Origin of the sequence: Desulfolutivibrio sp., from assembly GCF_036584575.1 — a bacterium.
In the GTDB taxonomy this organism is placed as follows: domain Bacteria; phylum Desulfobacterota; class Desulfovibrionia; order Desulfovibrionales; family Desulfovibrionaceae; genus Desulfolutivibrio.
On the sequence record NZ_JAZHDB010000229.1, the window covers coordinates 1 to 10,034 of the forward strand.

A 10,034-nucleotide genomic window follows, 5' to 3' on the forward strand; every position below is an offset into this window, starting at 1 on the left:
CCCGCCAAGCCGGGCGGCCCAGGCATGAAGACGCCCCCCCCACAGACGCCGGAGGGGCGGTTTTTCGAACCCGTGTTCGTGGCCAGACAGCCCATCCTCGACCGCGAGTCGCGGGTGTACGGCTTCGAGTTGCTGTTCCGTCAGGCGGCCAGCGCGACCGAGGCCCGGGTGGCCGACGCGGATACGGCCACGGCCAAGGTCATCATCGACGGCTTTCCCCTGGTCGCGGAGACCATGCTTGAGCCCAAGAAGTGTTTCATCAATTTCCCCGAGGGCCTTTTGCTCAAGCAGGCGCCCCTGGCCCTGCCCCGCGAGATGTGCGTGGTGGAGATTCTCGAAGACGTGCGTCCGGACCCGGCGGTCCTGGCCGCCTGCCGGGCCATCAAGCAGGCGGGCTATCTCCTGGCTGTGGACGATTTCGTGGGGCAACCGGAACTGCTCCCGTTCGTGGAGATGGCCGACATCGTCAAGGTGGAGGTGCTGGGGGCCTCGCCGGGGCGCATCCTCGAACTCGTCAAACCCCTTCTGGCCCGGGGCGTGGCGCTTCTGGCCGAGAAGGTGGAGGATCGGGAGATCCACCACCTGTGCCTTTCCGCCGGGTTTCAGTATTTCCAGGGATTTTATTTCAGCCGCCCCGAGGTGGTCAGCGGCCGCAAGCCGCCGGTGGGGGTGGTGTCCAAGGTTCGCCTGCTGCGCGAACTGGCCGTTCCCGATACCGAGCCGGAGCGTATCGAGGCCATTTTGTCCTCGGATGCGGGATTGTCTTTCAGGCTGCTCAAATATTTGAATTCGGCGGCGTTTTTCAGGATGGACAAGATCGTGTCCCTGTCCCAGGCCATGATGGTCATGGGCCAAAATCCCTTGCGCAAATGGCTGATGGCCGTGCTGCTTTCGGACATGGCCCACACCCCCATCGGTCGCGAGGTTTCCTTCCAATCCCTGACCCGGGCGCGTTTTTTGGAGCTTTTGGCCCTGGGGCGGGCCAAACTGCCGCATAGTCCGGATTCCCTGTTCATGCTGGGCCTTTTTTCCCGCATGGACGCGCTTCTGGGACAGTCCATGTCCGAAGTTGCGGCCCAGCTTCCCCTGTCCGAGGACATCCTGGCCGCCCTGCGCGGAGAGCCCGGGCAGGCCGGAAAACTGCTGGCGCTGGCGGCCGACCTGGAGGGCGGACGCTGGGAGCAGGCCTTGGGCGGGCTGGATGCGGCCGGGGTCGATGCCGCCGAGGCGGCGAGACTCTATGCCGAGGCCTCGCTGTGGGCCAAGGACATCCTGGGCTGAGAGGGATCGTCGCTACGGCCGCCAGGATGGTCGGCTGCTCCATTGGCGCCAAATCTGCATGAAACCGCCCCATGGACGCATGGTGCGTCAAGATTTCAAGCGTGCAGGGGGAACTCATGCCCGGGCGTATTCAATCCGAACACTATGCGATGGCCCGCCAAATCAATACCCAGTTGAATTTCACGGAGAGCCGGAATAATTTGCCCGTCGTCAATTCGCGGCCCCTGAAACTTGGCCTCGACATCTCGAACGTCTGCAATGTGCGATGCATCTTCTGCCTGGCGGAGACCGGCCGCAAAAGGGCCTCGGACCCCGGGGCCTTCCGAAAGCCGGAATGGCTTGATCCCTTCGAGCCTCTGCTGCCGTTCGTCAATGTGGCCATCCTTTCCTCCTATGAGGCCCTGCTCAATCCCTGGCTCGATCAGTTTGTGGAGAGACTGTGGGCCTATCAGACGCCGCTGCATATTTTTTCCAACGGTCTGGCCCTGGAGCCGGAACTTTCCGACTACCTCCTGGCGCACAAGCTGCAGGGCGTGTGGTGCTCTTTCCATGGGGCGCGTCAAAAAACCTATGATTCCATCATGAAGGGCTCGGACTACGAGACGGTCGTCGCCAACCTCATGCATATGAAGATATATTGCCGCAAGCGCGGTCTGAACGATTTCAAGCTGACCCTCGTCTTTTGCGCCATGCGCCGGACGATCGAGGAGTTGCTGGACTATGTCGACCTGGCGCATCGCGTGGGGGCCAAGGCGATTCAGGTGAATTATCTTTTGGTCACCCGGCCGGGGACGCAACTGGATCGTGAGGCCATGTTCTTTCATCCCGATCTGTATGACGAGATGGTGCTCAAAGCGAAGCACAAGGCCGCGCGGCTGGGCATCACCCTCAACCATCAGCCGCTTTTCCGCGACGGGAAAAGGGAAGCCGAATCCGGGCCGTGCTACCGGCCATGGGAGCATCTGAACATCAGCCAGGCAGGGGCGGCCACGGTATGCTGCGGCGGTTGTGGGACGCTGGGGAACATGTTTCAGCAGGGATTTCCCCAACTGTGGAATTCCCAAAAGTTGTTGGAGTTCCGGGCCAGGGTGAATTCCGACGATCCGCCCGCCGCTTGCCGAAAATGTACCCGGGGCCGGGAAGAACCCGGGAGCATCTACACGCACCTGACCTATCTGCGGGCGCTTCCCGAAAAGGAACGGCACAAGCGGATTCTCGAATTGCGCCCGGAGATGGCGGATGTTGCGCCGCACGAGGCCATGGCCTGCGGTTGCTGAGAGTGTCCCGAAAGGGATGGTCTCACCACTATCGATCCTGCCGGAGTAAGACCGGAGCTAGCTCCGGCGGCGCGTGTCTCCCTCCGGCGCCCCCTGCTTTGACAAAACCTGATCAGGGTGTTTCCTGAAAGCTTGTCCCCGTTCCCCGTGTACGTTATGGTCAACACCATGGAAGAAACCGGGCTCGGGTCGCGACTTCGCCGGAAACGCCTGGCGCTTCTGGCCGCCGATAAACGCTATTCCCTGCGGCGGGTGGCTTTCGCCGTGGGCATGCAGCCCTCGCACTTAAGCCGCATCGAACGCGGCGACTCGGTTTCGCTTTCCGAGGAGAAGCTGGTGGCCCTGGCCCGGGAGTTGGGCGAGTGTCCGGACGAAATCCTGGCCCTCTCGGGCAAAGTGGCGGGCGATGTCCTGGCCGCGATCCGCCGCCGTCCGGGATTTTTCGCGGCCCTGATCCGCTCGGCCGAAGGCGGCGGGCAGCCCCAGCGGCCCGAACCGGCATCCGGCTTCGTTCCCGGGACGCCGTTCGACTCGGCATCCGGCGCAGCCTTCGGGCCAGTTCCCTCGCCAGCCTCCGGCTCAGGTTCCGAGCCTGCCCCTGGACCAGCCGTCGGCCCTGTGTCCGGCCCCGTATCCGGTAAGGATGGCGACCGGGCGCTCCTAAAATGGCGCTTCAACGAATCCCAGCGACTGGCCAGGATCGGCAGTTGGGATAGGGATCTGACGACAGGGGCCAACTATTGGTCCGACGAGATGTTCCGCCTGTTCGGACGGGAGCCAGGCGAGGCTGATCCCACCTGGGAGTTTTTTCTCGGGCATGTGCATCCGCAGGACCGGCATATCCTTGCGGCGGTCCGGAAGGCGGCCATGGCCGGGCCGGGCGAGGTGGAATACCGCTTTCGGTTCGTGCGCACGGACGGCGCGGAGCGCGTGGCCCAGGCCTGGGCCGTGGCTGACTTCGCCCCGGACAAAACCCCCGTCCGAATCTCCGGAACCCTGTGCGACATCACCGACCATCATGCCGCCATCCGTGAGGTCCGGGAGTTGGCCCGGTTTCCCCGGGAAAACCCCAATCCGGTCCTGCGGGTGAACCGGCAGGGGGTTGTGGAATACGCCAATCCGGCCGCGCAGAGTCAGTGGGGCCTGGCCAGGGACGATTCCCTGGCCTCGGCTGTCCTTCACGCCGGGCTGCTGACGATGGTCCGTTCGGCCCTGGAGCACGGATCGCGCCTGGAGGGCGAGTTGCGCTACTCCCCCAGGTATTTCCACTGCATGGCCGTCCCCTGTCCCGAGCGCCAGTGCGCCAACATCTACGGCATGGACATCACCCGCCGGGTGGAGGTCGAAAAGGCCCTGCGTCTGGCCCACGACGATCTGGAGCGGCGGGTCGCGGCCCGTACCCGGGAATTGGACGAGGCCAATCGGATGCTCACCGGCCGTCTGGACGAGGTTCAGGCCATGGAAAAGGCCCTGCGGGCCAGCGAGGAACGCTACCGGGCCGTGGTGGAGAGCCAGATCGAGGTCATTTGCCGTTTTAGCCCGGAGGGAACGGTTCTCTTCGCCAATGAGCCGTATTGCCGCCTGTTCGGGAAGACCCTGGAGGAGCTCACGTCCGGTACCTGGCGTCCCTTCCCCCTTCCTGAGGATCTCCCGGGCATTGACCGCGAGTTGGGCGCCCTGGCCCCGGACCATCCCGTGGTGGTGGTGGAGAACCGGGTGGTGGACGGCGCGGGGCGGGTGCGGTTCATGCAGTTCATCAACCGGGGGTTTTTTGACGCCAAGGGGCGGATAACGGAAATCCAGTCCGTGGGCCGGGACATCACCGACCGCCGAGCCGCTGAACTGGCCCTGGCCGAAAGCGAAAAGAAGTATCGGGATCTGGTCGCCAATCTGGAGGTCGGCATCCTGACCGCCACGGGAGAAGGCCGCGTGGATATGGCCAATCGGCGGGCCCTGGAGATTCTGGGCGTGCCGCAGGACGAGATTTTAGGCCAATCCCTGGCCCGACCGCCCGTTGCCCTGTGCCGGGAGGACGCCTCCCCCCTGCGTCCCGAGGAAACGCCCCTGGCCGGGGTCTTTTTGAACCAGGAGCCCCGTCGCGACGTCACGGTGGGCATCCGCCAGGACGGCTGGGAGGCGATTCGCTGGCTGGCGCTCAGCGTCTTTCCCGAGCACGACGCCCGGGGGAACCTGTCGCGGGTGGTGGTCACCCTGACGGACATCAGCGAACGCCGCCGCCTGGAGGCGGAACTCATGGAGGGCCGGGAACGGTTCCGGTTCCTGTACCGCCATTTTCCGCAGCCCACCTGCGTTTTTCGGCTTGTGGAAGGGGATTTCATCCTGGCCGAGGCCAACCGGGCCGCCGTGACGGCCGGACGCGGCCGCCTGGAAGGGCTTTTGGGACACCGGGCCGGGGATATCCTGGCCGGGGCCCCGGAGGTCTATCTTGCCTTGTGGACGGCCTTCGAGGGCCGCCAGGCCGTGCGGCGCAGGATGAACCTGCTGATTCCCACGGACCCCACGGCGCCGTACGACGTCAGTTTCGTGTTCGTGCCCCCGGACATGGTCCTGGTGCATGCCGTGCCCGTGCCCACGGAATGTGCGGCGGCAGAGCCCGGTCCGGCCGGATGAGGCCCGCTCAGGACGTCTTGCGCCAGCTTTTCTCCTCGCCTGCCAGAAGACGGGAGATGTTTTCCCGATGCCGCCAGGCGATCCAGGCCGCCACCACCAGGGACACGGGGATATAGGCCGTGTCGCCGGTCGCCAGAAGGGCCAGGGGGAGGGTTGCCGCCAGGGCCAGGGAGCCCGCCGAGACGTATCCCGTGCGCCTGATGACGAAGACGCACACGGCCACGGCCAGAAGCGCCGCCAGGGGCGAATAGGCCAGAAAGACCCCGATGGTGGTGGCCACGCCCTTGCCCCCTCTGCCGTAGAGAAAGATCGAGCGCATGTGCCCCAAAAGGGCGACCAGCCCCACCAAGCTCAAAAAGATCCACGAATCCGAAAACGCCGCCCCCAGCATCACCGGCAAAAAGCCCTTGAGCAGATCCAGGACCAGCACGGCCGCGCCGCATTTCGTGCCGCACAGCCGGGCCACGTTGGTGGCCCCGGTGTTGCGGCTGCCGGCCTGGCGCGGGTCCACCCCGGCGCAGGCCAGGCCGATCCACAGGCCGAAGGGAAAGGCGGCCACCAGATAGGTCAGGGCCAGCCAGATGATCAAAAGCATGGAGCGCTCCCGGCGAGGCTAGTGTTTGAACGACCGCTGCCCGGTAAACACCATGGCCGCCTGGGGCACGGCCTCGTTGACCGCCGCGATGACCTCGGTGTCGCGGATGGAGCCGCCGGGCTGGGCGATGGCCGTCACCCCCACGGAAAGGGCCAGGTCCACGCCGTCGCGGAAGGGGAAAAAGCCGTCCGAGACCAGCACCGATCCCGGCAGGCCGCCCTTGGCCTCGGCTGTGCGGCGGCGGATGTCGGCCAGCAGCGTCTTGGCCGCCTCGTCCGTCTCGGCCTTCTTTTCCAGCTCATACAAAGACAGCCCGGCCTCGGTAAAGGCCAGCCGGTCGGCGTATTTGGTCTGGGCCTTGTAAATGGTCAGTTCCACGCAGCCCACCCGATCCTGCTCGCCGGTGCCGATGGCCACCGTGGCCCCGTTTCTGGCGAAGATGACCGAGTTCGACGTCACGCCCGCCTCCACGGCCCAGGCGAAGAGCAGATCCTCGGCCTCCTTGGGGCTCGGGGTCCGGGCCACGGCCGTGACCCCGTCCCGCTCAGCCATGGCCGGAAGGAAGTCCGCCGTGGACCGGATGCGGTTGCGGAAGGAGAACTGGAGCACCATGCCGCCGTCGTTTAGGCACTTGATGTCCAGGTAGGGCTCCCCGGCCAGGGCCTCAAGCTTCGCCAGCCCGGGCAGGCGCAGGATGCGCAGGTTTTTTTTGGTGCGCAGCACGGCCAGGGCCGCGTCGTCGAAGTCCGGAGCGGCCACCACCTCGAAATAGACCTGGGTCAGGCGCGTGGCGGTGTCCACGTCCATGGTCCGGTTGACCACCACCGTGCCGCCGAAGGCCGCGATGCGGTCGGAGGAGAAGGCCTTGTCGAAGGCGTCGGGAAGCCCGGCGTCGGACCAGGCCGCGCCGCAGGGGTTGTTGTGCTTGAGGATGACCACGGCGGGTTTGGCGCTAAGGTATTGCAGCACGGTGACGCCGCCGTCCACGTCGGTCAGGTTGATCTTGCCCGGGTGCTTGCCGGATTGGACCAGATGTTCCTCGGTCATGGCCGCCACCAGCCTGTGGCCGGGGCCGCGAAAGGCCACCCCGCCAAGCGACAGCTCGCCAGCGGCCAGTTCGTAGAGGGCGGCGGGCTGGTCCGGGTTTTCCCCGTAGCGCAGGCCTTTTTCCGTTCCGTCGATGGTCCAGGTCTTTTTGGCGAAGCGCAGTTCGGCGTCGCCCAGGCGCAGGGTCAAGTCCCCGGGAAAGGGATCGTCGGCCAGGGTGGAATACATTTTCTTGAGGTCGCTCATGGAATGGTCGTCTCCGTAGCGGGGGGTTGTGACTGGCTGTGCCTACCACAGCCCAGGCCCCCGGGCAAATTGCATTTGGCCCGTGGCGGCATTTCTGCTAGACCTGATCGGCCCGGGCGCGTCCCTGGCGGATCTGGCGCGGGTGTCCCGGCAAGGAGTGTGACGGTGGAGAAGGTGCTTTTGAAGTTGGCTAGGCAACTGGCCGCCTTTGACGAGGCGTCGCTTATGTCCTTGTGGGAGGAATACGCCGGGCGGGTCAGCCGTTTCGAGCCCTCCAGGCGTTGGGAAGAGGCGGTCTTGGTCCTGGGCATGATCCAGGCCATGCGCTTTAAAAATCAACTGTTCAATCACCATTGGGCCGCCACGGCCGCCCCGGGGGCCGCCATCCCCGGAACCGCCGCCGGAGGCAAGGGGACGCCGCGCGAGGAGGGGCTTCGGCCCGTGCCGAGCCAGCCAGCGGCCGATCCGGCCAAGCGGGGCAAGCTTTTGACCCTGCGGCCCAAGGAAGACGGGGAGTAAGAGCCATGGCCGAGCGCAGTGTCGCCGCCGGACGCGGAATCGTGGTCCACGGCGCCCAGTGGGGCGACGAGGGCAAGGGCAAGATCGTGGACCTTTTGACGGAAAACGCCCATGCCGTGGTGCGTTTCCAGGGCGGCAACAACGCCGGGCACACCCTGGTGGTGGGGGGCGAGAAAACCATCGTCCACCTGATCCCCTCGGGCATCCTGCATCCGGGCACGGCCTGCCTGGTGGGCAACGGCGTGGTCCTCGACCCGGAAGTCCTGTGCCGGGAGATGGACATGCTGGCCGCCAAAGGGGTCGACGTGTCGCCCAAGCGGCTAAAAATCAGCAAGAAAACCCAGGTCATCATGCCGTACCACCGCCTGCTCGACGGGGCGCGCGAGACCCTGCGGGCCGGGGCCAAGATCGGCACCACGGGCCGGGGCATAGGCCCCTGCTACGAGGATAAGATGGCCCGCATCGGCATCCGGGCCGGGGATTTCGCCGATTCGGAACTGCTGCGCGCCAAGATCGAGACGGCCCTTGTGGAAAAAAACGCCCTGTTCGCCAATCTGTACGGCCTGGAGGCCGTGGACCCGGCGGCCGTGTTCGAGGCCGTATTGCCCGTGGCCGAGCGGCTCGTGCCGCATCTGGCCGACGTGTCCACAGAGATCCAAAAGGCCCTCGGGGCCGGGGGCGACGTGCTTTTTGAGGGCGCCCAGGGCACCCACCTGGACATCGACCACGGCACCTATCCCTTCGTGACCTCCTCCAACACCGTGGCCGGACAGGCCTCGGCCGGAAGCGGCTGCGCGCCGTCGGTGCTGTCGCGCATCGTGGCCGTGGTCAAGGCCTACACCACCCGGGTCGGCTCGGGGCCGTTCCCCACCGAGCTTTTCGGCACCGTGGGCGACTACCTCCAGTCCCAGGGCGGCGAGTTCGGGGCCACCACCGGGCGCAGGCGGCGTTGCGGCTGGCTCGATCTGGTGCTTTTGCGCGAGGCGGCCAGGCTCTCCGGCCCCACCGAAATCGCCCTGACCAAGCTCGACGTGTTAAGCGGCCTTTTCGAACTCAAGCTGTGCATCGGCTACCGTTACAAGGGCAAGGTCTACGAATATCCGCCCCAGGAGGAAAACGCCCTGGAGCATGTGGAGCCGCTGTACGAGACCATGCCCGGCTGGGACGAGGACATCACCGGGCTTACCGCCTGGGAGGATCTGCCCCTGGCGGCCCGGGAATACGTGTCGCGCATCGAGCAGGCCCTGGGCACCCGCTGTTCGCTTCTGTCCGTGGGGCCGGATCGGCGGCAGACCATCATCCGGTCGTGAGTCGGTCGTGAATGGCGAGGCCTTCGGCATCCCCGCCCGCCAGGGCCATGTCCTGGCCAGGCTTTGCAAGCTGGCCCTGGCCCCGCCCCAATCCCTGGTCATCGAGGGCGGCGCGGCCGCAGAACGCCTGGGCGCGGCGCTTTTTTTCGCGGCCCGGCTCAATTGCTTCCAGCCGGACGCCCCCTGCGGCGTGTGCCCGGCCTGCGTGCAGATTCGGGAGCGGGTCTTTTTGGATCTGATGCTCCTGGACGGCATGGCCGGGTCCATCAAGGTGGACGACGTGCGCGAGGTGCGCCAGAAGGCGGGCGAGCCGCCGCGCGGCGACGGCTACCGGGCGGTGATCCTGGCCGAGGCCCAGGCGCTTTCCATCGAGGCCGCCAATTCGCTTTTAAAGACCCTGGAAGACCCCCGCCCGAAGCACTGCTTCATGCTGCTGGCCCCGCAGCGGGAGCGGCTTTTCCCGACGCTGGTGTCGCGATCCTTCGTGGTCACCCTGGCCTGGCCCGATCCCGAATCCCCCTCGCTTCCCGCCGAGCTTGGCGATGAAGACCCCATGGAATGGGCCGGGGCGCTGGCGGATTTCTACCGCACGGGCCGGGGCTGGTTCGCGCGTACCAGCGCCAAGGGCCGCATGACGCGGCTTCTGGCCGACCACATCCTTCTGGCCTGCGCCCGATGCCTGGCCGAGGCCCTGTCCGGCCGGGCCGCGTCGCCCCTTGGCCGGTTCCTGGCCGGGTTTTCCGATCCCGGCGCGGTGCGGTTTTTCGATGTGCTCTTAAGCGAATGCCAGGAGGCGCTGGTGATGCAGGTCAATCCGTCCCTGGTGCTGGAATGGCTGGGGGTGCGGATGTTTGGGAGATGCGGGCGGTAGGGGCGCAGGGAGAGAGTGGGGAAGGGAGCCTCCGGCGGCCAGGGAGGGACTTTTTAAAAAAAGTTCCCTCCCTGGACCCTCCCTCAAAAATTTTGTCGGGGGGCAGGGCGTGGGAGAGGGGAAAAAAGACGCCCGCCGTATGGTGCTTACCATACGGCGGGCGTGAAGGTTTTCACCGAAGAGGACGGGCTATTTATCGGCGTCGGACGAGGTCTCGGGGGACGGCGAGGCCGGAGTGTCGCCGCCTTCCGGCGCGG

Annotated in this window: 8 protein-coding genes; 6 read left to right on the plus strand and 2 right to left on the minus strand. The window is 66.0% G+C overall.

Features of this window, described 5'->3' with window-relative positions; genetic code table 11:
- The 3 genes from V3572_RS17245 to V3572_RS17255 all read left to right on the plus strand — a co-directional run.
- Nucleotides 1-1,281 (plus strand): EAL and HDOD domain-containing protein (locus V3572_RS17245; protein ID WP_332112268.1); only part of this gene is annotated, 1,281 nt, incomplete at its 5' end.
- 71 nt (nt 1,282-1,352) lie between these two features.
- Nucleotides 1,353-2,558 (plus strand): radical SAM/SPASM domain-containing protein, encoded by a 1,206-nt coding sequence (locus V3572_RS17250; RefSeq protein ID WP_332112269.1) that lies wholly within the window; start codon nt 1,353-1,355, stop codon nt 2,556-2,558.
- Between the two features lie 132 nt (nt 2,559-2,690).
- Nucleotides 2,691-5,189 (plus strand): PAS domain S-box protein, encoded by a 2,499-nt coding sequence (locus V3572_RS17255; protein ID WP_332112270.1) that lies wholly within the window; start codon nt 2,691-2,693, stop codon nt 5,187-5,189.
- A 7-nt stretch (nt 5,190-5,196) separates the two neighbouring features.
- On the opposite strand, the gene plsY is transcribed toward V3572_RS17255, so the two are convergent.
- Nucleotides 5,197-5,784: a glycerol-3-phosphate 1-O-acyltransferase PlsY gene (plsY, locus tag V3572_RS17260; protein ID WP_332112271.1), complete on the minus strand. Its 588-nt coding sequence runs from the start codon at nt 5,782-5,784 to the stop codon at nt 5,197-5,199.
- 18 nt (nt 5,785-5,802) lie between these two features.
- Complete coding sequence (locus tag V3572_RS17265) at nt 5,803-7,077, minus strand: IMP cyclohydrolase (protein WP_332112272.1); 1,275 nt, start codon at nt 7,075-7,077, stop codon at nt 5,803-5,805.
- Between the two features lie 165 nt (nt 7,078-7,242).
- Here V3572_RS17265 and V3572_RS17270 point away from each other — a divergent pair, with 165 nt between their 5' ends.
- Genes V3572_RS17270 through V3572_RS17280 form a run of 3 tightly spaced genes read left to right on the plus strand, consistent with a single transcriptional unit; the run spans nt 7,243 to nt 9,777 of the window.
- Nucleotides 7,243-7,596: a hypothetical protein gene (locus V3572_RS17270; protein WP_332112273.1), complete on the plus strand. Its 354-nt coding sequence runs from the start codon at nt 7,243-7,245 to the stop codon at nt 7,594-7,596.
- A gap of 5 nt (nt 7,597-7,601) precedes the next feature.
- Complete coding sequence (locus V3572_RS17275) at nt 7,602-8,906, plus strand: adenylosuccinate synthase (RefSeq protein WP_332112274.1); 1,305 nt, start codon at nt 7,602-7,604, stop codon at nt 8,904-8,906.
- 7 nt (nt 8,907-8,913) lie between these two features.
- Nucleotides 8,914-9,777 (plus strand): DNA polymerase III subunit delta', encoded by an 864-nt coding sequence (locus V3572_RS17280; RefSeq protein WP_332112275.1) that lies wholly within the window; start codon nt 8,914-8,916, stop codon nt 9,775-9,777.
- The last annotated feature ends 257 nt before the right edge of the window (nt 9,778-10,034 follow it).

Bases quoted from the DNA above. Each gene is read 5' to 3' on its own strand.
- V3572_RS17250 (WP_332112269.1), top strand. From the start codon at position 1,353: ATGGACGCATGGTGCGTCAAGATTTCAAGCGTGCAGGGGGAACTCATG.
- plsY (WP_332112271.1), bottom strand. From the start codon at position 5,784: ATGCTTTTGATCATCTGGCTGGCCCTGACCTATCTGGTGGCCGCCTTT.
- V3572_RS17265 (WP_332112272.1), bottom strand. From the start codon at position 7,077: ATGAGCGACCTCAAGAAAATGTATTCCACCCTGGCCGACGATCCCTTT.
- V3572_RS17275 (WP_332112274.1), top strand. From the start codon at position 7,602: ATGGCCGAGCGCAGTGTCGCCGCCGGACGCGGAATCGTGGTCCACGGC.